The sequence below is a fragment of the Streptomyces sp. NPDC050388 genome, assembly GCF_040655635.1.
GTDB lineage: Bacteria > Actinomycetota > Actinomycetes > Streptomycetales > Streptomycetaceae > Streptomyces.
Genome location: NZ_JBFAKH010000098.1, coordinates 1 through 24,407, shown reverse-complemented (window position 1 = coordinate 24,407; position 24,407 = coordinate 1). Strand labels below are relative to the sequence as shown.

At 71.1% G+C, this 24,407-nt stretch carries 22 protein-coding genes; 14 read left to right on the top strand and 8 right to left on the bottom strand.

Annotation, left to right across the window (positions count from 1 at the left end; translation table 11 throughout):
* On the bottom strand, positions 1 to 1,211 hold a 1,211-nt coding region (locus AB0I73_RS34890; RefSeq protein WP_363044270.1), incomplete at its 3' end, for a cbb3-type cytochrome c oxidase subunit I.
* Positions 1,212 to 1,504: 293 nt separating this feature from the next.
* Here AB0I73_RS34890 and AB0I73_RS34885 point away from each other — a divergent pair.
* The gene (locus AB0I73_RS34885) at positions 1,505 to 2,767 is read left to right on the top strand and encodes a tetratricopeptide repeat protein (protein WP_363044268.1); all 1,263 of its coding nucleotides are present in this window, start codon (positions 1,505 to 1,507) and stop codon (positions 2,765 to 2,767) included.
* 20 nt (positions 2,768 to 2,787) lie between these two features.
* Here the strand turns inward: AB0I73_RS34885 and rarD are convergent, their stop codons facing one another.
* Positions 2,788 to 3,867 (bottom strand): EamA family transporter RarD, encoded by a 1,080-nt coding sequence (gene rarD / locus AB0I73_RS34880; protein ID WP_363044266.1) that lies wholly within the window; start codon positions 3,865 to 3,867, stop codon positions 2,788 to 2,790.
* A gap of 172 nt (positions 3,868 to 4,039) precedes the next feature.
* On the bottom strand, positions 4,040 to 4,894 hold the full coding sequence (locus AB0I73_RS34875; RefSeq protein ID WP_363044264.1) for an SDR family oxidoreductase: 855 nt from the start codon (positions 4,892 to 4,894) through the stop codon (positions 4,040 to 4,042).
* 91 nt (positions 4,895 to 4,985) lie between these two features.
* On the opposite strand from AB0I73_RS34875, the gene AB0I73_RS34870 reads away from it, so the two are divergent.
* Positions 4,986 to 5,384, top strand: coding sequence for a helix-turn-helix domain-containing protein (locus AB0I73_RS34870; RefSeq protein WP_363044262.1), 399 nt, complete (start codon positions 4,986 to 4,988; stop codon positions 5,382 to 5,384).
* 59 nt (positions 5,385 to 5,443) lie between these two features.
* Here AB0I73_RS34870 and AB0I73_RS34865 read toward each other — a convergent pair whose 3' ends face one another.
* The 5 genes from AB0I73_RS34865 to AB0I73_RS34845 form a co-directional block, all read right to left on the bottom strand.
* Positions 5,444 to 6,523: a 2-oxoacid:ferredoxin oxidoreductase subunit beta gene (locus tag AB0I73_RS34865; RefSeq protein WP_363044260.1), complete on the bottom strand. Its 1,080-nt coding sequence runs from the start codon at positions 6,521 to 6,523 to the stop codon at positions 5,444 to 5,446.
* The gene (locus AB0I73_RS34860) at positions 6,516 to 8,447 is read right to left on the bottom strand and encodes a 2-oxoacid:acceptor oxidoreductase subunit alpha (protein WP_363044258.1); all 1,932 of its coding nucleotides are present in this window, start codon (positions 8,445 to 8,447) and stop codon (positions 6,516 to 6,518) included. The genes AB0I73_RS34865 and AB0I73_RS34860 overlap by 8 nt, the downstream gene beginning before the upstream one ends.
* A gap of 256 nt (positions 8,448 to 8,703) precedes the next feature.
* Positions 8,704 to 9,375 carry a response regulator transcription factor gene (locus AB0I73_RS34855; protein ID WP_363044256.1) on the bottom strand — a complete coding sequence of 224 codons (672 nt, stop codon included), beginning with the start codon at positions 9,373 to 9,375 and terminating at the stop codon, positions 8,704 to 8,706.
* A 253-nt stretch (positions 9,376 to 9,628) separates the two neighbouring features.
* Positions 9,629 to 11,005: a sensor domain-containing protein gene (locus AB0I73_RS34850; RefSeq protein ID WP_363044254.1), complete on the bottom strand. Its 1,377-nt coding sequence runs from the start codon at positions 11,003 to 11,005 to the stop codon at positions 9,629 to 9,631.
* 139 nt (positions 11,006 to 11,144) lie between these two features.
* A complete protein-coding gene (locus AB0I73_RS34845) occupies positions 11,145 to 12,350 on the bottom strand; it encodes a sensor domain-containing protein (RefSeq protein ID WP_363044252.1) in 1,206 nt (401 codons plus the stop codon).
* Positions 12,351 to 12,515: 165 nt separating this feature from the next.
* On the opposite strand from AB0I73_RS34845, the gene AB0I73_RS34840 reads away from it, so the two are divergent.
* The 12 genes from AB0I73_RS34840 to AB0I73_RS34785 all read left to right on the top strand — a co-directional run bounded on the left by AB0I73_RS34840 (position 12,516) and on the right by AB0I73_RS34785 (position 24,020).
* Positions 12,516 to 12,938 carry an NADH-quinone oxidoreductase subunit A gene (locus AB0I73_RS34840; RefSeq protein WP_363044250.1) on the top strand — a complete coding sequence of 141 codons (423 nt, stop codon included), beginning with the start codon at positions 12,516 to 12,518 and terminating at the stop codon, positions 12,936 to 12,938.
* Positions 12,929 to 13,657, top strand: a complete 729-nt coding sequence (locus AB0I73_RS34835; RefSeq protein WP_363044248.1) for an NADH-quinone oxidoreductase subunit B family protein — start codon at positions 12,929 to 12,931, stop codon at positions 13,655 to 13,657. The genes AB0I73_RS34840 and AB0I73_RS34835 overlap by 10 nt, the downstream gene beginning before the upstream one ends.
* Positions 13,654 to 14,835, top strand: a complete 1,182-nt coding sequence (locus tag AB0I73_RS34830; RefSeq protein ID WP_363044246.1) for an NADH-quinone oxidoreductase subunit C — start codon at positions 13,654 to 13,656, stop codon at positions 14,833 to 14,835. Before AB0I73_RS34835 ends, AB0I73_RS34830 begins: the two co-directional genes overlap by 4 nt.
* On the top strand, positions 14,835 to 15,803 hold the full coding sequence (locus tag AB0I73_RS34825; RefSeq protein WP_363044244.1) for a complex I subunit 1 family protein: 969 nt from the start codon (positions 14,835 to 14,837) through the stop codon (positions 15,801 to 15,803). The genes AB0I73_RS34830 and AB0I73_RS34825 overlap by 1 nt, the downstream gene beginning before the upstream one ends.
* Positions 15,804 to 15,805: 2 nt before the next feature.
* Entirely contained in the window at positions 15,806 to 16,435 is a 630-nt protein-coding gene (locus AB0I73_RS34820; protein WP_363044242.1) for a 4Fe-4S binding protein, read from the top strand.
* Entirely contained in the window at positions 16,432 to 17,013 is a 582-nt protein-coding gene (locus AB0I73_RS34815) for an NADH-quinone oxidoreductase subunit J (protein WP_363044240.1), read from the top strand. Before AB0I73_RS34820 ends, AB0I73_RS34815 begins: the two co-directional genes overlap by 4 nt.
* On the top strand, positions 17,013 to 17,411 hold the full coding sequence (nuoK, locus tag AB0I73_RS34810) for an NADH-quinone oxidoreductase subunit NuoK (RefSeq protein ID WP_109381559.1): 399 nt from the start codon (positions 17,013 to 17,015) through the stop codon (positions 17,409 to 17,411). Before AB0I73_RS34815 ends, nuoK begins: the two co-directional genes overlap by 1 nt.
* The gene (locus tag AB0I73_RS34805; RefSeq protein ID WP_363044238.1) at positions 17,408 to 19,402 is read left to right on the top strand and encodes an NADH-quinone oxidoreductase subunit L; all 1,995 of its coding nucleotides are present in this window, start codon (positions 17,408 to 17,410) and stop codon (positions 19,400 to 19,402) included. The genes nuoK and AB0I73_RS34805 overlap by 4 nt, the downstream gene beginning before the upstream one ends.
* Before the next feature lie 6 nt (positions 19,403 to 19,408).
* Positions 19,409 to 21,007 carry an NADH-quinone oxidoreductase subunit M gene (locus tag AB0I73_RS34800; RefSeq protein WP_363044236.1) on the top strand — a complete coding sequence of 533 codons (1,599 nt, stop codon included), beginning with the start codon at positions 19,409 to 19,411 and terminating at the stop codon, positions 21,005 to 21,007.
* Positions 21,004 to 22,503: an NADH-quinone oxidoreductase subunit N gene (locus AB0I73_RS34795; RefSeq protein WP_363044234.1), complete on the top strand. Its 1,500-nt coding sequence runs from the start codon at positions 21,004 to 21,006 to the stop codon at positions 22,501 to 22,503. The genes AB0I73_RS34800 and AB0I73_RS34795 overlap by 4 nt, the downstream gene beginning before the upstream one ends.
* Before the next feature lie 261 nt (positions 22,504 to 22,764).
* On the top strand, positions 22,765 to 23,628 hold the full coding sequence (htpX, locus tag AB0I73_RS34790) for a zinc metalloprotease HtpX (protein WP_363044232.1): 864 nt from the start codon (positions 22,765 to 22,767) through the stop codon (positions 23,626 to 23,628).
* Positions 23,625 to 24,020: a YccF domain-containing protein gene (locus AB0I73_RS34785; RefSeq protein ID WP_109381554.1), complete on the top strand. Its 396-nt coding sequence runs from the start codon at positions 23,625 to 23,627 to the stop codon at positions 24,018 to 24,020. The genes htpX and AB0I73_RS34785 overlap by 4 nt, the downstream gene beginning before the upstream one ends.
* Positions 24,021 to 24,407: the final 387 nt, after the last annotated feature.

The window sequence follows — 24,407 nt, the reverse complement described above, 5'->3', positions numbered from 1 at the left end:
GTGCCGAACACCACGTAGTGGAAGTGCGCCACCACGAAGTACGAGTCGGTGACGTGGAAGTCCAGCGGCGGCGAGGCCAGGATGACACCGGTCAGACCGCCGAACAGGAAGGTCACCAGGAAGCCGATGGACCAGAGCATCGGCGTCTCGAAGCTCAGCGACCCCTTCCACATGGTGCCGATCCAGTTGAAGAACTTCACGCCGGTCGGGACCGCGATCAGGAAGGTCATGAAGGAGAAGAACGGCAGCAGCACCGCGCCGGTGGCGTACATGTGGTGCGCCCACACCGTCACCGACAGACCCGCGATCGCGATCGTCGCGCCGACCAGACCCATGTAGCCGAAGATCGGCTTGCGGGAGAAGACCGGCACGATCTCACTCACGATGCCGAAGAACGGCAGGGCCAGGATGTAGACCTCGGGGTGGCCGAAGAACCAGAACAGGTGCTGCCACAGCAGTGGCCCGCCGTTGGTGGCGTCAAAGATGTGGGCCCCGAACTTGCGGTCGTACTCGAGCGCCAGGAGCGCGGCGGCCAGCACCGGGAAGGCGAGCAGGACCAGGAGGGCGGTCAGCAGCACGTTCCAGGTGAAGATCGGCAGGCGGAACATCGTCATGCCGGGCGCGCGCATGCAGATGATCGTGGTGATGAAGTTGACCGAGCCCAGGATGGTGCCGAAGCCCTGCAGGGCCAGGCCCATGATCCACAGGTCGTTGCCGAGGCCCGGTGAGCGGACCGTGTCGGACAGCGGGCTGTAGGCGGTCCAGCCGAAGCTGGCCGCTCCGTCCGGGGTGAGGAAACCGCCGAGTGCGATCAGCGAGCCGAACAGGTAGAGCCAGTAGGCGAGCATGTTCAGCCGCGGGAAGGCGACGTCGGGCGCGCCGATCTGCAGCGGCATGATCCAGTTCGCGAACCCGGAGAAGATCGGCGTCGCGAACATGAGCAGCATGATCGTGCCGTGCATCGTGAACGCCTGGTTGAACTGCTCGTTCGACACGATCTGCAGTCCCGGCCGGGCCAGCTCGGCGCGCATGAGCAGCGCCATCGCGCCACCGATGCAGAAGAACACGAACGACGTCACCAGGTAGAGGCTGCCGATCCGCTTGTGGTCGGTGGTGGTCAACCAGGCGATGACGGCTCCGCCCGGTCGGCGTCGCGCAGGAGGGGCCGCCCGGGGCGGCGAGGCGGACGGCGACAGAGCGGGCAGAGCCACGGCAATCCTCCATGCGTGCGAGACCTCCGGGCGGTGCGGTGCCCGCGGGGGCACCAGGACCCGGCCCTTACCAAGGTATCTCTCTCGCGAGAGAAATAAATGCCGGGGTGTGCGTGACGTCTCAGGCGCCGGTCAGGGCGGACCGACCGTGGCCCCCCGGGTCCTCCTGCCGACCGACAGGCACGGAACCGGGCGGACGGCCGTTGGGACGAGCCTGTGACAACGCGGTGACGTGAGAAACGGGGATATGCGGACAGACTCGTCGGTAGGTTCACAACCCGAATGAGGGGACGATGGCGCGACTCAGCCGCGAGCAGAAGCGGGAACAGCAGCAGGCCGCACGCGCGGCGAACCGTGCGGCAGTGCCGATCGACGTCCATGTCCCCGCCCCTGCGGCGGGCGACGGCTCACGGAAGGCGTCGGTCGGCGGGGTACTGGTGGTCGCCGGACCCGACGAGGAGGTGCAGCAGGCGGTGCTGAACCGCCTCCACCGCATCGCCGTCGCCTCGGGACACACCGTCCTCGCCACCATCCACGACGAGCGCACCGGGTACGTCGTCCCGCTCCGGGTCGACCCGGACGGCGCCAGCCACTTCGCCGGAGAACCGGTCCCCATGGAGCCGGCAGCGCCGACCCCGGCTCCGGTGCCGGCTCCGATTCCCGTGCGCGACAGCGCACCCACCTTCCGGCTGCGGCCGGTGCCCGAGTCGGTGGAAGCCGTACCTCCCGGCACGGTCGTGCCGCCGACGGGCGAGTTCGGCCCACCTCCACTCATGGACACGAGGCCGCACCCCGCCCCCGAAGCCGACCGCGGCAGGCACCCGGCACCCGCTCGAACACCGCGGACGCCCCAGGCGCCCCTGATACCTCCGGCGCCCTCAGCGCCTCCCATACCCCCGGCCGCCCGGACGCCGGCCCCGCTGCCCCCGGCCGACCGGACACCACCCCCGGCACCGGGAGCCGCCCCTCCCCGCACCCCCGAACCGGTTGCGGAGGCCCAGCCCGAACCCGCTCTCGCCCCCGACCTCAAGCCGGCCCCGCCCCGAGGTTTCGACGCCGTGGCGGAGGCGGTGCTCGGGGACGAGCCGCCCGCCGCCCCGGGCGAGACCCACCTGGCCGAGCCCATGGGACGGATCAACGAGGCCGTTCGGGCGGGCCGGATCGACACGGCGGCGCGACTGGCCGGGGAGGCGGTGACCGAGGCGTCGCGGACGCTGGGGCCCGAGCACCCGGAGGTGCTCAGGCTGCGCGAGCTGTCCGCGTACATCGCCTACCTGGGTGACGAGCCGCTGCACGCCTTCCGGCTCTCCCTCGACCTCGCCGGGATCCACCGCAGGGCGGGCGACGCGGAGGCCGCCTACGGCAACGTCCGCAGCGCGGCCACCGCCTGGCGCGCGGTGCGCGATCCGCTGCGCGGGCTGGAGCTGGGACGCGGGCTGATAGAGCTGTGGACCGAGCTCGCCGCCGAGGACGGCCCGGCGGCCGACGAGATCGAGGAACTGGAGTCCGCCCGCACCCGCATGGGCCGGCTGACCGACCGCGCCCGGCACGGGTGAGCGGGCGTGGACGGAGCCGTTCAACGCGCTGAGGAGCGCTCCGGCCCGGCCTTCGGCGCATCCGCCGTGTCCACGGTGTTCGCCATATTCACGGTGTTCACCGCTTCCGCCGGGTTCGCTATGACCACCGGGCCCCCCGGGTCCACCGGGCTCATCGCCGCGCCGGTCACGGCCGCCGCCCTCGCGCGCTCGATGGTGAGTACGCGGGCGGACCGGCGGGCGGTGCGCAGCGCGTCCCAGGTCAGCAGCATGAGCGCCAGCCACACCAGCGCGAATCCGGCCCAGCGCTCGGTCGGCATGGCCTCCTTGAAGTAGAGGATGCCGAGCAGGAACTGGAAGACCGGGGCCAGATACTGGAGCAGCCCCATCGTGGACAGCGGTACGCGGATCGCGGCGGCGCCGAAGCAGACCATGGGGAGCGCGGTGACGAGGCCGGTGGCGGCCAGCAGCACCGCGTGTCCCGCTCCCTCGGCACCGAAGGTGGACTCGCCCCTGCTGCCCAGCCAGAGCAGATAGCCGAGCGCGGGGAGGAACTGGACGGCCGTCTCGGCGGCCAGCGATTCGACGCCGCCGAGGTTGACCTTCTTCTTCACCAGTCCGTACGCGGCGAAGGAGAAGGCGAGGCAGAGCGAGATCCACGGCGGGCGGCCGTAGCCGATGGTGAGGACGAGCACCGCCGCGAAGCCGACCCCGACCGCCGCCCACTGCGCGGGCCGCAGCCGTTCCTTCAGCAGCAGGACACCCATGGCGATGGTGACCAGCGGGTTGATGAAGTAGCCGAGGGAGGCCTCGACGACGTGCCCGGAGTTCACCGCCCAGATGTAGACGCCCCAGTTCACGGTGATGACCGCCGCGGCGACGGTGACCAGGGCCAGCTTGCGCGGCTGCCGCAGCAGTTCGCCGAGCCAGGCCCAGCGACGTATGACGAGCAGGGCGGCGGCCACGAAGAGCAGCGACCAGATCATCCGGTGGGCCAGGATCTCCACGGCTCCGGCGGGCTGCAGCAGTGGCCAGAAGAGGGGGACGAGCCCCCACATGCCGTAAGCCGCGAAGCCGTTCAGCAGTCCTGTACGCCGCTCGCCGTCCGACTTCTCGGTCACGGGCCGCCCTCCTTCTCATCTGACCGTGTCCGGGCGAGCGACGCTCGCCCGGACGACCGTAACGCCGGACGTCCCGCTCGTCATTCCCCTATGGAGAGACGGTCATGACGAGCGGGGACGTCCTGGCCCGGGCCGGACCTTCAGGGAGTGGGCGAGACCTTCGAGCCCCGGGTCAGGCCTTCAGCGCGGCGGCGATGGCGTCCGCGATCGGGGTGGCCGGGCGGCCGATCAGGCGGGCCAGGTCGCCGCTGGTGACGACCAGCTCGCCCTTCTCGATGGAGGCGTCCGTGCCCGCGAAAACGGCGGCCACCGGCTCGGGGAGTCCGGCGCCGGTCAGAATGCCGGTGAGCTCCTCGACCGTGACCGGCTTGTAGGCGATCTTCTTGCCGGTCCGGCGGCTCAGCTCGGCCGCGTACTCGGCGAGGTCCCACGACTCGTCGCCGCCCAGCTCGTACGTCTTGTTCTCGTGGCCCTCACCGGTCAGTACGGCGACGGCGGCCGCCGCGTAGTCGGCGCGCGCGGCGGAGGAGAGGCGGCCCTCGCCGGCGGCGGAGACGACCGCGTCGTGCTCCAGCACGGGGGCGAGGTTCTCGGTGTAGACCTCGTGGTACCAGCCGTTGCGCAGCAGGACGTACGGGAGACCGGAGGCCAGCAGGGCCTTCTCGGTGCCGCGGTGGTCGTCGGCGAGTGCGGCGGTCAGCGTTCCGGGGGCGCTGGTGTAGGCGAGCAGGGAGACACCGGCGGCCTTGGCGGCGTCGATGACGGCCGTGTGCTGTCCCACCCGGTCCGCGCCGACCTCGCTGCTGGAGATCAGCAGCACCTTGTCGCCGGCCGTGAACACGCCGTCGAGGGTTTCGGGGGCGCTGTAGTCGGCGACCGCGATCCGCACCCCCCGCTCCGCCAGGTCCGCGGCCTTCTCCGCACTGCGTACGACGGCGGTGACCTGCTCGGCCGGAACCTTCTCCAGGAGCTGCCCCACGACGTGGCGGCCCAGGTTTCCGGTGGCTCCGGTGACGACGATGCTCATGATCAGAACTCCTTGTGGGGGTGCGTATGGCACTAACCCTAGGAGCGGCGCTAACTAATGGAAAGTACCCACTTTGAAGTAAGGTACCGGCATGACGGTAAGCGACGTGCCCGTACGGGGCGGCGAGGGCCGGCGGAGCGAGCGTGAGGCGCTGTGCCCGCACCGCCTGGTCCTGGAGCATGTGACCAGCCGCTGGGGAGTGCTCGTGCTGATCCGGCTCCAGGAGCGGCCTCACCGCTTCAGTGAGCTGCGCCGCGCGATCGGCAGGGTCAGCGAGAAGATGCTCACCCAGACCCTGCAGACGCTGGAGCGGGACGGGCTCGTCCACCGTGACGCCAAGCCGGTGATCCCGCCGCGGGTCGACTACTCCCTCACCGACCTGGGGCGGGAGGCAGCCGAGCAGGTGAGCGCGCTGGCGCTGTGGACCGAACGGCGCATGGACGACGTGCTGACCGCCCGTAAGGCATACGACGAGGCCCGGACGCTCTGAGGCGTCCGGGCCTCGGGCCCCTGAGGGGCGGGTGGCCGAAGGCGGTCAGCCGGCGGTGCTCATCCGACGACCGTCCAGGTGTCGTTGCCCGCGAACAGCGCGCCGAGCTCGCCCTTGCCGTGCTGCTCGACGGCGTTGTCCAACTGCTCGGCCATCAGCGTGTCGTACACCGGGCGGTCCACGGAGCGGAAGACGCCGATCGGGGTCTGGTGCAGGGTGTCGGGATCGGCGAGCCGGGACAGCGCGAACGCGGTGGTCGCCGACGCCGAGTGCGCGTCGTGGACCAGGATCTCCGCCTCGTTCTCCGGCGTCACCGCGACCACCTTCAGATCGCCGGTGGCCCGGTCCCGCACGACGCCCTTCGCATGGTCGGTGCCGAAGCGGATCGGGCTGCCGTGCTCCAGCCGGATCACCGCCTCCTCGGCCTGCCGGCGGTCCTTGAGGACCTCGAAGGCGCCGTCGTTGAAGATGTTGCAGTTCTGGTAGATCTCGACCAGCGCCGTGCCCGGGTGGGCGGCGGCCTGCCGCAGTACCTCGGTGAGGTGCTTGCGGTCCGAGTCGACCGTGCGGGCCACGAAGGACGCCTCCGCGCCGATGGCCAGCGACACCGGGTTGAACGGCGCGTCCAGCGAGCCCACCGGCGTCGACTTGGTGATCTTGCCGATCTCGGAGGTCGGCGAGTACTGACCCTTGGTGAGGCCGTAGATCCGGTTGTTGAACAGCAGGATCTTCAGATTGACGTTCCGGCGTAGTGCGTGGATCAGGTGGTTGCCGCCGATGGACAGCGCGTCTCCGTCACCCGTGACGACCCACACGCTCAGGTCGCGCCGGGACGTCGCCAGGCCCGTCGCGATGGCGGGGGCGCGGCCGTGGATGGAGTGCATCCCGTAGGTGTTCATGTAGTACGGGAAGCGGGACGAGCAGCCGATGCCGGAGACGAAGACGATGTTCTCCCTCGCCAGTCCGAGCTGGGGCATGAAGCCCTGCACGGCGGCGAGGACCGCGTAGTCGCCGCAGCCGGGGCACCAGCGCACTTCCTGGTCGGACTTGAAGTCCTTCATGGACTGCTTGCCCTCGGCCTTGGGCACCAAGGAGAGCGCGTCGACCGTGCCCCCGCCTTCCGTGGACGTCTCAGCCATCGATGGCCTCCTTCAGAGCCGTGGCGAGCTGTTCGGCCTTGAACGGCATGCCGTTGACCTGGTTGTACGAGTCCGCGTCCACCAGGTACTTCGCCCGCACCAGCGTGGCGAGCTGCCCGAGGTTCATCTCGGGGATCACCACCTTCTCGTAACGCTCCAGGACCTCCCCGAGATTCCGCGGGAAGGGGTTGACATGGCGCAGATGGGCCTGGGCGATCGCGCCCCCTGCGCCCCTGATGCGCCGTACGGCCGCGGTGATCGGCCCGTAGGTGGACCCCCAGCCGAGGACCAGCACCCTGGCGTCGCCGTCCGGGTCGTCGACCTCCAGGTCGGGGACCTCTACGCCGTCGACCTTCGCCTGCCGGGTACGCACCATGAAGTCGTGGTTGGCCGGGTCGTAGGAGATGTTGCCCGTGCCGTCCTGCTTCTCGATGCCGCCGATCCGGTGCTCCAGACCCGGGGTGCCCGGGACCGCCCACGGCCGGGCCAGGGTGTGCGGGTCCCGCTGGTACGGCCAGAACACCTCGGTGCCGTCGTCCATCGTGTGGTTGGGGCCGCGGGCGAACCGCACGCTCAGATCCGGCAGCTCCTCCGTGTCCGGGATGCGCCACGGCTCGCTGCCGTTGGCCAGATAGCCGTCGGAGAGCAGGAACACCGGGGTCCGGTAGGTCAGCGCGATCCGGGCCGCCTCCAGGGCCGCGTCGAAGCAGTCGGCCGGCGTGCGCGGCGCGACCACCGGGACCGGGGCCTCGCCGTTGCGCCCGTACATCGCCTGGAGCAGGTCCGCCTGCTCGGTCTTGGTGGGCAGGCCCGTGGACGGGCCGCCGCGCTGGATGTCCACGATCAGCAGCGGCAGCTCCAGCGACACCGCGAGACCGATCGTCTCGGACTTCAGGGCCACACCGGGGCCGGACGTCGTCGTCACGGCGAGCGACCCGCCGAAGGCCGCGCCCAGCGCGGCGCCGATGCCGGCGATCTCGTCCTCGGCCTGGAAGGTCCGCACACCGAAGTTCTTGTGTCGGCTCAGCTCGTGCAGGATGTCCGAGGCCGGCGTGATCGGGTACGACCCCAGGAACAACGGCAGGTCCGCCTGCCGGGAGGCCGCGATCAGGCCGTACGCCAGGGCCAGGTTGCCGGAGATGTTGCGGTACACGCCCGGCGGGAACGCCGTGGCGGCCGGGGCCACCTCGTAGGAGACGGCGAAGTCCTCCGTCGTCTCGCCGAAGTTCCAGCCCGCCCGGTACGCGGCGATGTTGGCCGCCGCGATGTCCGGCTTCTTGGCGAACTTCGAGGTCAGGAACTTCTCCGTGCCCTCGGTGGGCCGGTGGTACATCCAGCTCAGCAGCCCCAGCGCGAACATGTTCTTGCTGCGTTCGGCCTCCTTGCGGCTGAGGTCGAAGTCCTTCAGCGCCTCCACCGTCAGGGTCGTCAGCGGCACCGGATGGAGGCTGTAGCCGTCGAGCGAACCGTCCTCCAGCGGGTTGCTGTCGTACCCGACCTTCTGCATCGCCCGCTTGGTGAACTCGTCCGTGTTGACGATGATCTCCGCGCCGCGCGGCAGATCCCCGACGTTCGCCTTCAACGCGGCCGGGTTCATCGCGACCAGCACGTTCGGCGCGTCACCGGGGGTGAGGATGTCGTGGTCGGCGAAGTGGAGCTGGAAGGACGAGACACCCGGCAGGGTGCCGGCCGGGGCGCGGATCTCGGCCGGGAAGTTCGGCAGCGTCGACAGGTCGTTGCCGAACGACGCCGTCTCCGAGGTGAAGCGGTCACCGGTGAGCTGCATGCCGTCACCCGAGTCCCCCGCGAACCTGATGATCACCCGGTCGAGGCGACGGACGTCCTTCGCTCCCGCCGGTTTGCGCTGCTCTCCCAGGACTGTTCCGTCGGCCTGCTCCGCTGGGCTGCTGACCTGGCTGGTCACTGAACTGGACCTCCTCGAGGCGCTGTCCGGGACCGGCCCTCCCGCAGGCCGTCCCTGGATCAACCCTACGTCCGTAAAGGTCGCCTTCCTCAGGCCATTCGCATCTTGGACACGACTTCGAGATCCCGGTGTGCCGACGTGTCCCGCCTTTTACCCGGATTCCCTCCGGTCCCCGAGTCCGGCTGCCCGCCCCCGGCCCTTCGCTCCAAAGGACGCCGTCCGCTCGTCGGCGGTTCGGCCGGGGGCAGACCTGCGGTCAGGAGTTGAGATAGGTGAGCACGGCCAGCACCCGGCGGTGATCGCCGTCGCTCGGGGACAGGCCCAGCTTCATGAAGATGTTGCTGACGTGCTTCTCCACGGCCCCGTCGCTCACCACCAGCTGCCGGGCGATCGCCGAATTCGTCCGCCCCTCGGCCATCAGCCCCAGGACCTCCCGCTCGCGCGGGGTGAGCCCCGCGAGGACGTCCTGCTTCCGGCTGCGGCCGAGCAGCTGGGCGACCACCTCCGGGTCCAGGGCCGTACCGCCCTGGGCCACGCGCACCACCGCGTCCACGAACTCACGCACGTCGGCCACCCGGTCCTTGAGCAGATAGCCGATGCCGCGGCTGGAGCCGGCGAGCAGCTCCGTGGCGTAGCGCTCCTCCACGTACTGGGACAGCACCAGCACCCCGACACCCGGATGCGCCTTGCGCAGCTGGATGGCGGCCCGCACCCCCTCGTCGGTGTGCGTCGGCGGCATCCGGACGTCGGCCACCACGACGTCCGGGAGCTCGCCCTGATCGTCCAACTCGGTGATGGTCTTGAGCAACGCGTCACCGTCGCCGACCCCGGCCACGACCTCGTGCCCCCGGTCGGTCAGCAGCCGGGTCAGGCCCTCCCGCAGCAGCACTGAATCCTCGGCGATGACCACGCGCACCCTGTCCTCCATGACTTCTCGGCCCCCACCCCTCCTCCGCGCCCGCCCGTGCGGCAGGCCCGGCTGACGGGACCAGCATTCCAGTATCGGGTGGGCGACGCGGAGGGGGTGACGCGAGAAGGTGCGGGGCCGGGCCCACCGCCCGTCCCCGCACACCTGCCGTCCGGTCCCTTCTCGGCGCTCCCGGCGCCCTCGGCCACTGCTCGGCCGTGCCTCGTCCGCGCCTCATTCTCAGCTCAGCCGCCGCCCACCGCTCGCCGCCGGCTCATCGCGTCCGCTCGGCCCGCCACGGCAGCTCCGCCGTCACCCGGGTCGGACCGCCGGCCGGGGAGTTCACCACCAGAATTCCGTCCACCGCGTCCAGTCGCTCCGCCAGCCCGGCGAGTCCGGAGCCCCCGGACGCATCGGACAGGTCGGCACCACCCACACCGTTGTCCTCGACCTGCACCATCAGCCGGTTCTCCGTCCGCCACACCTCCACGGACGCCCAGGTCGCCCGCGCGTGCTTGCTGATGTTCTGCAGCAGCTCCGAGACCGTGAAGTACGCGATGCCCTCGATCGCCGGCGCCGGGCGCTCGGTCAGATCCACCTCCACCCGCACCGGGACCGTGCACCGGGAGGCCACCGACGACAGGGCCGCATCCAGCCCCCGGTCGGTCAGCACGGCCGGGTGGATGCCGCGTGCCAGGTCCCGCAGCTCCTGCAGCGCCGTCTTCACCTCGCCGTGCGCCTCGTCCACCATGTGCGCCGCGGCCCGCGGGTCCTCCCGCAGCTTCTCCTTCGCCAGCCCCAGATCCATGGCCAGGTTGACCAGTCGGGCCTGCGCCCCGTCGTGCAGATCGCGCTCGATGCGCCGCAGGTCCGCCGCGGCCGTGTCGAACACCACCCCCCGGTCGGACTCCAGCTCCACCACCCGCGTCACCAGCCGCGACGGCCCGAGCAGGCCGTGCACCAGCAGCCGGTCCACCATGGTCAGCGCGCGCACGATCCACGGCGTGGCGATGGTGAACAGCAGTCCGATCAGCGCGGTCACCGTGATCTCGAAGGGGTTGTCCAGATAGATCTGGTGCTGCCCGTCGCCGTACAGCTGGATCCCGCCCTGACCGGTGTACGTCGGGAACACCCAGAACCACAGCGGATACGTCAGCAGCGACCAGCCGATCGTCCAGACGGTCACCGAGACGACGAAGGAGAACGTCGCCCACGGCAGATGGAGCACCGCGTACAGCAGGGCCCGCCACGAGGCGCCGCTCTTCAGCACCGCCCCCATCCAGGCCGCGAACCCCTGCCGCCTCATCCGCAGCGGCTCCGGCTCGGCCACCTCCAGGCCCAGCAGACCCCGGGCCCGCGTCCGCTCCAGCGCCCCGAACCCGCGGCATCCGGCGAGCCCGGCGGCCAGCACCGGGACACCGAGGAAGGTCACCAGCAGACCGGCGCCCAGCGACACCATCGTGACCGCGTAGGTGAAGAGCAGAATGCCGATCGGCAGACTCAGCAGTACATATCCCAGCTCGCGCCAGGTCCGTCCCTCGACCGGGGCCCGCAGCACGGTCGGCAGCCGGTGCCGCCGCTCACCGGCCCTCCCGGAGTGCCCGGCGGGCGTGCTGTCGAGCCCGTAGCCCTGTCCGTACTCCGTGGCCATCGGCGTCGTCCTTCTCCTCGTCCGGCGGTGCTGTCGTATCTCCAGACTGCTGGGCCGCAGGTCGGCGGACCATGGAGTACGTCGCAGTCTTGGACGGGGGTTTTCCCCACCCTCTCGGCCCACGACCGCGGGTCTCCGCCTACGACTGCGGGCGGGCCGTCCGCGCCTCCTCGGCGAGGGCGCCTGAGCGGTCCCGCCACGGCAGCTCCGCCGTCACCGTCGTCGGGCCGCCCTCCGGCGACTCCACGACGAACAGGCCGTCCACCGCGCCCAGCCGGTCCGCGAGACCCCGCATCCCCGTACCGCCGTCCAGCCTCGCGCCCCCGCGGCCGTCGTCCTCCACCTGGATGAGCAGCCGCCCGTCCGCCCGCCACACGTCGACCGTGGCCGAACGCGCCGCGCTGTGCTTGCTGACGTTCTGCAGCAGCTCCGAGACCGTGAAGTACGCGATGCCCTCGATGGCCGCGGCCGGCCGCTCGGCGAGATCGACCGTCACCTTCACCGGCACCGTGCAGCGCGAGGCGACCGACGACAGGGCCGCGTCCAGCCCCCGGTCGGTCAGCACGGCCGGGTGGATGCCGCGTGCCAGGTCCCGCAGCTCCTGCAGCGCCAGCTTCACCTCGCCGTGCGCCTCCGCGACCATCGACGCCGCCGCGTCGGGGTCCTCCAGCAGCTTCTCCTTGGCCAGCCCCAGCCCCATGGCCAGGTTGACCAGCCGGGCCTGCGCCCCGTCGTGCAGATCGCGCTCGATGCGCCGCAGGTCCGCCGCGGCCGTGTCGAACACCACCCCCCGGTCGGACTCCAACTCGGCTATGCGCCGCTCCAGTTCGTCGGAGGGGGAGAGCAGGCCGCGCACCATGGCCCGGTCCGCGTTGGCCAGCCCCCGCGCGATGAACGGCAGCACCGGCCACAGCACGAACAGCGAGGTCAGGGTGACGGTGAAGGTGACGATGCCCCACGGCAGCCGTATCGCCCCGTAGAGCATCGTGCGCCAGCCCACCGGGTCCTTCAACGCCATCCACACCCGTGGCAGAAACCCTCCGGCACTGCGCAGCGGCAGTCGGCTCGGCTCCTCCACCCGCACCCCGAGCAGCGCCCTGGCCCGTGTCCGCTCCGCCCTGCCCAGCCACCGCGCGCCCGCCAGACCGGCCGCGAGCAGCGGGAACCCGACCACCGTGACCGTCAGTCCGAGGCCGGTGAACAGCGCGGTCACGACATAGGTGAAGCCCACCAGCGCCGCCGGGAGGTTCGCCAGGAGGTGGGCGATCTCCTTCCAGGTGTGCCGGTCGTAGGCGAGGCGGGCCGGCGGCGGACGGTCGTCGGGAGCGGGGAAAGGTTCGGTCATGGGTCTTAGCGTGCCCGGCCACGGGAACCCGCGCCATGAGGTGGGCCCCTGAGATGCACGGGGGAAATCCCCACCTCCTGCATCCGGGGGCGACGGGCTGCTTACGGCCTCCTTATAAGGGCCTAGACTCCCGTGCGTACAGATCGTCGACAGCGAGGGGCGGACGTGCGGGAACCGATCGGCGTCGAGCCGACCGTGATCGCTTCGCGGTACGTCGCGGCGGAGTACTTCCAGGCGTATTCGGTCGTCGGGCTGCTCGCCGTCGTCGGTGCGCTGTTCGTCGCTGTCGCCTTCGGCGCGGGACGCCTGCTGCGGCCGGTGGTCCCCACCCCCGAGAAGCTCATGACGTACGAGTGCGGAGTCGACCCCGTCGGTGAGGGCTGGGCCCACACCCAGGTCCGCTACTACGTCTATGCCTTCCTCTACGTGATCTTCGCGGTCGACTCGATCTTCCTCTTCCCCTGGGCCACCGTCTTCGCCGCCGACGGTTACGGCGCGACCACCCTGGTGGAAATGTTCATCTTCCTCGGTTTTCTCGCCGTCGGCCTGCTGTACGCATACAAGAAGGGCGTCCTGACATGGACGTGACCCCCGCCAACCCGACGGGCATCGGGGCGGGCCCCGGGGCGGCACCCGGGGCGGGCGCCGAACCGGTGCTGCTGCCGGATCCCGCCGTACTTCCCGCCGAGGGCGGGGGGAAGCTCGGCGCGCTCTCCCGGCTCGCCCCCGAGCCGATGAAGGTCATCCTCAACTGGGGCCGCCGTTATTCGCTCTGGGTCTTCAACTTCGGCCTCGCCTGCTGCGCGATCGAGTTCATCGCCGCGTCGATGGCCCGCCACGACTTCATCCGCCTCGGTGTCATCCCCTTCGCGCCGGGGCCGCGCCAGGCCGACCTGATGGTCGTCTCCGGCACGGTCACGGACAAGATGGCGCCCGCGGTGAAGCGCCTGTACGAGCAGATGCCCGAGCCGAAGTACGTCATCTCGTTCGGCGCGTGCAGCAACTGCGGCGGCCCGTACTGGGACTCCTACTCCGTCACCAAGGGCGTCGACCAGATCATCCCGGTCGACGTCTACGTTCCCGGTTGCCCGCCGCGGCCCGAGGCGCTGCTCCAGGGGGTCCTGAAGCTCCAGGAGAAGATCGCGCGGGAGTCGCTGGGGGAGCGGTACGGGGCGGGCGCCCGGGGCGCCCCGGGCGCCCCGGGCACGCGGGGTGCGTCGGTGGCGGCGCTGCGGAGCGGATTGGTGAAGCCGCCGACGCCGGGGGAGTCCGGTGCGGCGACGTCCGGCGAGGGGGAGGACCGGTGACCGCGGTCGGCTGGCTCCTCGCCGACGTCGAGGAGCTGTTCGGTACGGAGGCCACGGCCGAGGAGTCGTACGACGTCCTGGCCGTCGACGTCCCGCCGGCCTCCTGGATCCCCGCCCTGGAGGCCGCCCGTGACCGGCTCGGCTGCACGTACTTCGACTGGCTGAGCGCGGTCGACGAGCCCGGCACGGGCTTGTGCGTCACCGCGCACGTCGTCGCCCTCTCCCCGGTACGCCGCCTGCTGCTGCGGACGACGGTCCCGCACGAGGCCCCGACGCTGCCCTCCGCCGTGGACGTCTACGCGGGGGCCGCCTGGCACGAGCGCGAGACGTACGAGATGTTCGGCGTCGACTTCACCGGCCACCCGGCCCTGGAGCACCTGCTCCTGCCGGACAACTTCGAGGGCCACCCGCTGCGCAAGGACTTCGTCCTCGCCGCCCGCGTCGCCAAGGCCTGGCCGGGCGCCAAGGAGCCCGGGGAGCCTGCGGCGGGTGCCGAGCACGGCGGCCCGAAGCGCCGCCAGATGCTTCCCCCGGGCGTCCCCGACCCGAACGAATGGGGTCCCCTGAAGGGCCGGCTCCCCCCGGCTCCGTCCCGCCCGGCCCGCGGCGCGGGGCGGGCGGCCGCCGGCACGGGACGCACCCCCGGCGAACGTCCGGTGCGCCGTACCCGTACGGCGGCGCAGGGCTCGGCGAGCCAGTCCGCCCCGGCAGGAACCGAGGGCGGCTCCGAGGACCGGACCGAGGGCCGGACCTCACCGTCGCCGCGCCGCACCCGCTCGGCCGCCGAGGGTTCCGCGAGCCAGCGGGTCGGCCGGGCCGCCCCCGAAGCGCCGGCCGCCGACACCGCGGCACAGCCCGGAACGGTCGCGCCGACCACCCCGACCGCGCCTCCCGTCCGTCCCGCGCGGCCTCCGCGTCGTGCCCGCAGCGCGAGCGAGGGTTCGGCGTCCCAGCGCGCCGAGGCGTCGCCGCCGGAGCCCGCCGAAACAGAGGCGCCGGACGAGTCCGGGACGTCGGGCACCGAGCCCGCTGCCGCCCCGCGCAGCCCGGACGCCCCCTGGCACCACGCCCGTCCCGCCTTCACCCGCCCCGGACGCGACCCCGAGCCCGGTCCGGAACCGAAAACGGAATCGGGCCCCCCGGCCCCCGATGACCCCGACCCCTCAGGAGGTTCGTAGTGAACGACGTACTCGACGTCGCCCTGCGACTCCTGGTCGTCTTCGTCGTCTTCCTCGCCTTCCCCCTGATCGTCGGGCAGACCGAGCACAAGGTGATGGCCCACATGCAGGGCCGGCTGGGCCCGATGTACGCGGGTGGCTTCCACGGCTGGGCCCAGCTCATCGCCGACGGCGTGAAGTTCGCGCAGAAGGAGGACGTGGTCCCGGCCGGTGCGGACCGCCGTGTCTTCCAACTCGCCCCGGCCGTCGCCCTCCTGCCGTACCTGCTGGTCCTGCTCGCCATCCCGATCGGGCCGGGCGAGGGCGCCGTCGGGCAGGTGCTGGACGCGGGCGTGTTCTTCGTGCTCGCGGTGATGGGCGTCGGCGTCCTCGGCTCGCTCATGGCCGGGTGGGCCTCCGCCAACAAGTACTCCCTCCTCGGCGGCCTGCGTACCGCTGCCCAACTCCTCGCCTACGAACTGCCGATGCTGCTCGCCGCCGCCTCGGTGGCGATGGCGGCCGGCACCGTCTCGCTCGTCGGAGTCCTCGACGCCTTCGCGTGGTGGTGGCTGCCCTGGCAGATCATCGGCGCGATCGTCTTCTTCGTCGCCGGCCTCGCCGAACTCCAGCGTCCGCCCTTCGACATGCCCGTCGCCGACTCGGAGATCATCTTCGGGGCGTACACCGAGTACACCGGCCTGCGGTTCGCGCTCTTCCTGCTCGCCGAGTACGCCGGGATCGTCGTCCTGTGCGCCCTGACCACCGTCCTCTTCCTGGGCGGCTGGCACGGGCCGTGGGGCGCCGACGGCCTCGGCTGGGTCTGGACCCTGCTGAAGACCGCGGTCCTCGCCTTCGTCGTCATCTGGCTCCGTGTCACCTATCCCCGGCTGCGCGAGGACCAGTTGCAGAAACTCTCCTGGACCCTCCTCGTCCCCCTCGCCCTCGCCCAGATCGCCCTCACCGGCGTCGTCAAGGTGGTGATCTCCTAGCCATGGCTCCACTTCCCGGCTTCTCCGGCTTCCCCGGCTCCGGCCTGGCCAAGGGCCTGGCCGTCACTCTGCGGACGATGACGAAGAAGTCCGTCACCGGCCAGTACCCGGACACCCAGCCCGACCTCGCGCCCCGCACCCGCGGTGTGATCGGTCTGTTCGAGGAGAACTGCACGGTCTGCATGCTGTGCGCCCGCGAGTGCCCGGACTGGTGCATCTACATCGACTCCCACAAGGAGACCGTCCCGGCGACGACGCCCGGCGGCCGTGACCGCAGCCGCAACGTCCTCGACCGCTTCGCCATCGACTTCTCCTTGTGCATGTACTGCGGTATCTGCATCGAGGTTTGTCCTTTCGACGCCCTGTTCTGGTCACCCGAGTTCGAGTACGCCGAGACCGACATCCGCGAACTCACCCACGAACGCGACAAGCTCCGTGAGTGGATGTGGACGGTCCCGGCCCCGCCGGCCCTCGACCCCGCCGCAGAGGAACCGAAGGAACTCGCCGCCGCCCGCAAGACGGCCGACAAACTGGCCGCCACCCAGGCCGCCGCGGAGACCGATCCGCAGACCGGGCCGCCGACCGATCCGCCGGCCGCCGGCCCGACCGAGCCGAAGGGGGAGGAGCCGTGACCCTCGCCGCAGCCGTCGGCACGGCCCCGCAGGGTTTCCTCTCCCCGACCGGTGTGGAGATCGCCTTCCTCCTCGTCGGCCTGGTCACCTTCGGCGCCGCCGTCGTCACCGTCACCACCAGGCAGCTGGTGCACGCCGCCCTGTGGCTGGTGGTGGCCCTCGGCGGACTCGCCGTCGAATACCTCCTGCTCACGGCCGAGTTCATCGCCTGGGTGCAGGTCCTCATCTACGTGGGTTCGGTCATCGTCCTCCTGCTGTTCGGTCTGATGCTCACCAGAGCCCCCATCGGCCGCTCCCCGGACGCCGACTCCGGCAACCGCTGGGTCGCCCTCGCCGTGGCCGTCGCCGCCGCTGCCGCCCTGGTCTGGGTCGTCGTCGACGCCTTCCGCACCACCTGGATCGATCTGGACGGCGCGCCCGCAGGCTCCACCGATGTGACGGGCGCGAGCCTCTTCCAGCACTGGGTCCTCCCCTTCGAGGCCCTCTCCGTCCTCCTCCTGGCCGCCCTCGTCGGCGCGATCGTCCTCTCCCGCAGGGCGAAGGCGGGCACCCCGGGCGACACGGAGGGGGGCCGCTGATGCACCTCGCCTATCCCGCCGTACTGTCCGCCCTCCTGTTCTGCACCGGCCTGTACGGAGTCCTCGCCCGCCGCAACGCGATCCTGGTCCTCATGTCGGTCGAGCTGATGCTCAACGCCGTCAACCTGAACCTGGTCGCCTTCGACGTCTGGCTCAGCAAGGCCGCCGAGGAGACCCTGCACTCCGGTCAGGCCCTCGCCCTGTTCACCATCGCCATCGCCGCCGCCGAGATCGGCATCGGTCTGGCGATCGTCCTCGCCGTCCACCGCAGCCGCGGGACCGCGGACATCGACAAGCTCCGCGACACCGCCGAGGGCCACGACCCCGACGACCCCGACAGCGACGCCGACGCCCCCACGACCCGGGCGGCCGTCACGAAGGCTGAGGCCACCGCGTGACCACGACCACCCTCGCCGTCCTCGTCCCCCTCCTTCCCTTCCTCGGCGCGATCGCCGGACTGCTCCTGGGCCGCACGGCCCCCGGTTTCGTCCGCCCGCTCGCCGTCCTGCCGACCGTCGCCTCCCTCGTGCTGGCCGCCGCGGTCGCCGCGCGCCAGGGGGGCGACGGGGCCGTCGACGCCGCCACCGAGCTGACCCCCACCGGTTCGGTCCCCATCGAACTCGCCCTGTACATCGACGGCTTCGCCGCCCTCACCGCCGTGCTCGTCGGTGTCGTCGCCACCTGCGTGCAGATCTACTCGACCGGCTACCTCCGCGACGACCCGCGCTATCCCTCCTACGCGGCCCTCGTCTCCCTGTTCACCTCCGCGATGCTCCTCGTCGTCTACTCCGGCGACCTGATGGTGCTGCTGGTCGGCTGGGAAGTCATGGGCATCTGCTCCTACTTCCTGGTCGGCCACTACTGGGAGACCCCCGAGGCCCGCGCCGCCTCCCTCAAGGCATTCCTGGTCACCAAGCTCGGCGACGTCCCCTTCCTCATCGGCCTGTTCGCCCTGGCCACCGACGCCGGGTCGTTCCGCATCACCCGCATCCTCGGCACTGTCGCGAACGGCGGCATCGAACACCCCACGCTGATCGCCCTGCTGCTCCTGGCGGGCGTGGCCGGCAAGTCGGCGCAGTTCCCGCTGCACACCTGGCTCCCCGACGCGATGGCGGGCCCGACCCCCGTCTCGGCGCTGATCCACGCCGCGACGATGGTCGCCGCCGGTGTCTACTTCGTCGCCCGTCTCCTCCCGCTCTTCGAGGCATCCCGGGCCGCGATGACCGTCCTTGCCGTCATGGCCGCCGTCACCATGGTCGGGTCGGCGCTCGCCGCTCTCGCCCAGGACGACATCAAACGGGTCCTCGCCTACTCGACGATCGGTCAACTCGGTTACATGACCGGCGCACTCGCTCTCGGCGACCGCGGAGCCGCCGTCTTCCACCTCCTGTCCCACGGCGCCTTCAAGGCGCTCCTGTTCCTCGCCGCCGGCGTGATCATCCACGCCGCCGGCACCAACTCGCTGGCCGCCATGTCCCGCATGAGCCACCTGCGCGACCGCGTCCCGGACGCCTACTGGACGATGACCGTGGCGCTCCTCGCGCTCGCCGCGATCCCGCCGTTCAGCGGCTTCTTCTCGAAGGAGGCCGTCCTCGGAGCCGCCGAGCACGTCGTCACCGGCCACACCGAACAGGCCTCCGCCGCCGCGGGCTGGATCGTCCTCCTCGCAGGCCTGGCCACCGCCCTGCTCACCGCGGCGTACGCGGTGCGCCTGTGGCTACTGGCCTTCCGCGGGCACGGCACCGAGGCCCCCGACCACGGCAGGCAGCCCCTCACCATGACCGCCGTGCTGTGGGTGCTCGCCGTCCCGTCCCTCGCGCTCGGCGGCTTCGGCTTCCGCGCACTGCCCGGCTGGTTCGACGGCCACGACCTGACCCCGACCCTCACCACCTCCGTGCTCGGCACGGGCGTGGCCCTGGTCGGCGGCATCGTCACCTACGCCACCTGGCGCCACACGACCGCACACGCCGCCCGCATCCCTCTCGGTGCCGTCGCCGCCCATCCGCACGGCGACGCCGGGCAGGTCGAGGCGGAAGCCGTCGCCAGTCACGAACCCGCCTACGGGGACATCGCGTACGCACCGGACCCGTCGGACCCCGGACGGCTGCTGCTCGGCCCGCTGCACCGCCACGCGGCCGCCGGCTTCCACCTCGACGCCGTGTACACGACCCTCTTCGTCCGCCCCGTCCAGGCTGCGGCCTCTCTCGTCCGGTTCCTCGACCGTGAGGTCGTCGACACCTATGTACGCGGCGCGGGAACGCTGCCCCGGTGGCTCGGGACCGCCGTGCGACGCGCCCAGACCGGCAATCTGCAGACCTATGTGAGCGCGCTGCTCGCCGGCACCGTCGTCCTCGCGGTCGCCGTCGTCCTCGCGGCGACGGGAGCGTGAGCAGACGTGATCGATATCAGCGAGTCCGTGATGCAGTTCCTTCTGGCGTTCCTCGTCGTCGGCCCGCTCCTCGGCGCCGCCGCCGCTCTCCTGCCGGCTCCGCCCGGACTCAAGGGCACATCACCCGACCAGGCCGTGCTCCGGCACGGCGTGACGGTCACCGGCGCCGTCCTCGTCGCGGCGATCGTCCTCGCGCTCGGCTTCGACCACGACCAGCCGTCGAAGATGCAGGCCACGACCGACATCACCTGGATCCCCGCACTTGACGTACGGATCCACCTCGGCACCGACGGCATCTCCCTCCCCCTTCTGGCCCTGACCGCGCTGCTGACCTTCCTCAGCGCGCTGTACACCTACTTCAAACCGCCCACGGGACCGTCCCCGAAGGCATTCGTCGCCCTGCTGCTCGTCCTCGAATCCGGCACCCTCGCGGCCTTCGCCGTCCTGGACCTGATCCTGTTCTTCCTCGCCTTCGAGATGGTCCTGGTCCCGATGTACTTCCTCATCGCCCGCTGGGGCGGCGAGGGCCGGGCCGAGGCCGCCTGGAAGTTCATCCTCTACACGCTGCTCGGCTCCGTGGTCATGCTGCTCGGCCTGCTCCTGATCGGAATCAGGGCGGGCACATTCGACATGGTGGCACTCGCCACTGACAACGGCCGGTCACTGACCGTATCCGTGCAGGTCATCGCCGTTCTGGCGATCGGGATCGGGCTCGCGGTCAAGACCCCGATGTGGCCGCTGCACAGCTGGCTGCCCGACGCCCACACCGCCGCCCCCACCGTCGGCTCGGTCCTGCTGGCCGGCGTCCTGTTGAAGATGGGCACATACGGGTTCGTACGGATCCTGCTCCCCGTCGCACCGGAGGGTTTCCGCACCTTCGCGCCCTACCTCGGCGCTTTCGCCGTCGTCGGCATCATCTACGGGTCCCTCGCCTGCCTGGCCCTCGCCAAGGAAGGCGCCAAGGGCGACCTCAAACGCCTCATCGCCTACTCCTCCGTCGGCCACATGGGCTTCGTCCTCCTCGGCATCGCCACCATGACCCCGACCGGTGTCAACGGCGCCCTGTTCGCCAACATCGCCCACGGCCTCGTCACCGGCCTGCTCTTCTTCCTGGTCGGCGCCCTCAAGGAGCGCACCGGCACCGTCGACCTCGACACCTTGGCCCGCCCGTCGTCCGACCGGCGCGCCCCAGCGACCGGCGCCGCCCTCTACGGCAGGGCACCGCGCCTCGGCGGACTGCTCGCCTTCGGCGCCGTCGCCTCCCTCGGCCTGCCCGGCCTCGCCGGATTCTGGGGTGAGATGCTGGCCCTCTTCGGCGCCTTCGACCCCGCCGCCGGGCTCAGCCGCCCCGCCTTCCTCACCTTCATGTCGATCGGCGCCTTCGGCACCCTGCTGACCGCCGCGTACCTGCTGATCGTGGTCCGCAGGGTCTGCATGGGCGCCAAGCCGCAGCACGCCCCGGCCCTCCCCGACGTCCGCGGCTACGAGTTCGCTGCCTGGACCCCGCTCGTCGTCCTCACCGTCGTCACCGGACTGTGGCCCGGCGCCCTGATCGGGCTGACCGACCCGGCCGTGCAGCAGCTCCTCGCAGGAGGCACCCGATGAGCTCCCTCGTCCAGTCCGTCGACTGGCTGGCCATCGCACCGCCCACCATCGCGGCCGTCGTCGGACTCGTCGTCCTCGTCACCGACCTGTTCGTCAGCGAGGCCAGGAAACAGCTGCTCGGCGGGCTCGCGGTCGCCGGACTCGCCGCCGCCACGCTCATGCTGCTGCCCCTCCTCGACGCCGACCGCAGCACGTTCTGTCTGGTCGGCGATCCCGGAGTGTGCAGCTACACCGCCGACCGCTTCGCCCTCGTCATCCAGTTCCTGGTGCTCGGCGGCGCGCTCCTGACCGCCCTCCTGTCGGCCACCGTCCTCAAGGACGCCGACAAGCGGCTCCCCGAGGGCGAGTACTGGTTCCTGCTCCTGTCCTCCGCCGCGGGCGCCGCCCTCCTGCCCGCCGCCCGTGACCTCGCGACCCTCGTCGTCGCCCTGGAGGTCGCCTCCCTGCCCGCCTTCGCCCTGGTCGGCCTCCGCCACGGCAACCGGAAGTCGTCCGAAGCGGCCCTGAAGTTCTTCCTGTCCTCTGTCACCGCCACCGCGGTCAGCCTCCTCGGCATCAGCTTCCTCTACGCCGCCACCGGGACCCTCCACCTCACCCTGGTCGCCGAGCGCGTCCAGACCGTCGACGGACAGCTCCACACGCTCGCCCAGACCGGTGTCGTCCTCACCCTCGTCGGCTTCGCCTTCAAGACGGCCGCCGTCCCCTTCCACTTCTGGGTGCCCGACACCTACGTCGGAGCCCCCCTGCCCATCGCCGCCTACCTGTCCGTCATCGGCAAGGCGGTCGGCTTCACCGGCCTGATCCTCGTCACCGTCGTCGCCCTCCCGTCGTACGCCGACGTCTGGGGCCCGGCGCTCGCCGTGCTGGCCGCCCTCACCATGACCGTCGGCAACGTCGGCGCCCTCAGGCAGCAGGCCACGCGCGCGTACAGCGCGGTACGCCTCCTCGCCTGGTCCTCCGTCGGCCAGGCCGGCTACCTCCTCGTACCGATCGCCGCCGCCGCGTACTCCGGCGACGCCGAGAAGTCGATCGGCTCCACGCTCGCCTACGCCCTCATGTACGGCGCGGTGAACCTCGGAACCTTCGCCGTCGCCGCCCTCGTCGGCCGCACGCGGTCCCTCAACCGGGTCTCCGACTACCGCGGCCTGTACGCCGCCGCCCCGCTCACCGCCCTGCTCCTGGCCTTCTTCCTGCTGTGCCTCGCCGGACTCCCGCCCGGCATCATCGGCCTCTTCGCCAAGGTCACCGTCTTCTCCGCGGCCGTCGACGCCGGACTCGGCTGGCTCGCCGTCGTCATGGCCGTCAACGTCGTCATCGCCCTGGTCTACTACCTCCAGTGGACGGCACTGCTGTTCCGCGCCCCCGAGGGCGAACCGGCCGAGCACCGCTTCCCGGTCCCGCTCACCGCCGCGATCACCCTCACCGGAGTCCTCGGCATCGCACTGTCCGGCGCGCCCCAGCTGATCCTGCGCCTCACCGGCACCAGCCTCTTCTGACGCTCCGGGCGCCCGGAGACCGCCGGTTCCGGCCACCGGACCGAGCGGCGAGTAAGGCGTCACAGCCGTCGACACAGTCGCCGTCACCCGGAGGGTTTACACGCGCCACCGCGTGCACAAGGGAACTGGAGCCCCCCGCCTGGCGTTGACGAATACGGGAGGGTCCACTGGACGTGAGGCCAGGACACCCGGGGCCCCCGCAGGTCAGAAGGAAGATCAGCGAACCGGGGTCCCCCCGCCGCACGACTTGGAGGACGCAGCGTGCACCGCCGGCACAACGGGCTCAGGACCGCGGTTCTCCTCGGGGGACTGTCCGCGCTCATCATTGTCATCGGCAGCTTCTTCGGCCGCATGGGGCTCATTGTCGCCGTAGTGATCGCCCTGGGCACCAACGCCTACGCGTACTGGAACAGCGACAAGCTCGCCCTGCGAGCGATGCGCGCCCGCCCGGTGAGCGAGTTCGAGGCCCCGGGGCTCTACCGCATGGTCCGCGAGCTCTCCACCCAGGCCCGCCAGCCCATGCCACGCCTGTACATCTCCCCGACCGAGGCGCCGAACGCGTTCGCCACCGGCCGCAACCCGCGCAACGCCGCCGTGTGCTGCACCGAAGGCATCCTGCGCCTGCTGGACGAGCGCGAACTGCGCGGCGTCATCGGCCACGAACTCAGCCACGTCCACAACCGCGACATCCTGATCTCCTCGGTCGCCGGAGCCCTGGCCTCCGTGATCATGTTCCTGGTCAACTTCGCCTGGCTGATCCCCATCGGCCGCTCCGACGACGACGACGGCCCCGGTCTCCTCGGCATGCTGCTGATCATGATCCTGGGCCCGCTCGCCGCCTCCCTCATCCAACTGGCCATCAGCCGCTCCAGGGAGTACGAGGCCGACGCCTCCGGCGCCCAGCTGACCGGCGACCCCCTTGCCCTCGCCAGCGCACTGCGCAAACTGGAACTGGGCACCAAACAGCTTCCCCTGCCGCCCGAGCCCCGCATCGAGACGGCCAGCCACATGATGATCGCGAACCCGTTCCGCCCGGGGCAGGGAATCACGAGGATGTTCTCCACCCATCCGCCCATGACCGAACGCATCGCCCGACTCGAGAAGATGGCAGGTCGCCCGCAGTGAAGACCATCCTGAACATCATTTGGCTCGTTCTGAGCGGCTTCTGGCTGTTCCTCGCCTACCTGCTCGCGGGCGTCCTCCTGTGCATCACGATCATCGGCATCCCGTTCGGCATCGCCGCTTTCCGGATCGGTGTCTACGCCCTCTGGCCCTTCGGGTACACGGCGGTCGAGCGCCGGGATGCGGGCGCCCCCTCCTGCATCGGGAACGTGCTGTGGCTGGTGCTCGCCGGCTGGTGGCTGGCCCTCGGCCACATCGCCACCGGTATCGCCCTGTGCGTGACGATCATCGGCATCCCGCTGGGCATCGCCAACTTCAAGCTGATCCCCGTCTCGTTGCTCCCGCTGGGCCGCGAGATCGTACGGACCGACCAGCCGTTCTCGGCCCGCCTGTAGGACGGTGGAGCGGTACGGCGGGGAGCGCCGGACGAGAAACCGAACCGGATATCCACCTGGTTTTCGGGCAGGGCGCCCGCTGCTTCGGGGCCGGGGTGGATGTCCGCTTCCACAGGGTGGGTCGGGGAGGCCGCAATTTTTTTCCGGGTGATGTGGCGTTGTGCCCTCGACGGTGCCAGGGGCAACCTCGGGCAGGTGTGGCGGTCTGGGAGTGAAGGCGTCATTGGCGGATGGTGACGTAGCCGATCGCTCGTTCGGGTGAGCCTGGTGGGATGTGAAGAGATGGGCAGGCGGCGGGGCTAGGTTCGGCGGCATGTCACGTTTCCGGATGTACCCGACGGCCGCGCAGGAGCAGCGGATGCTGCTGCACTGCGCGCACGCCCGGTA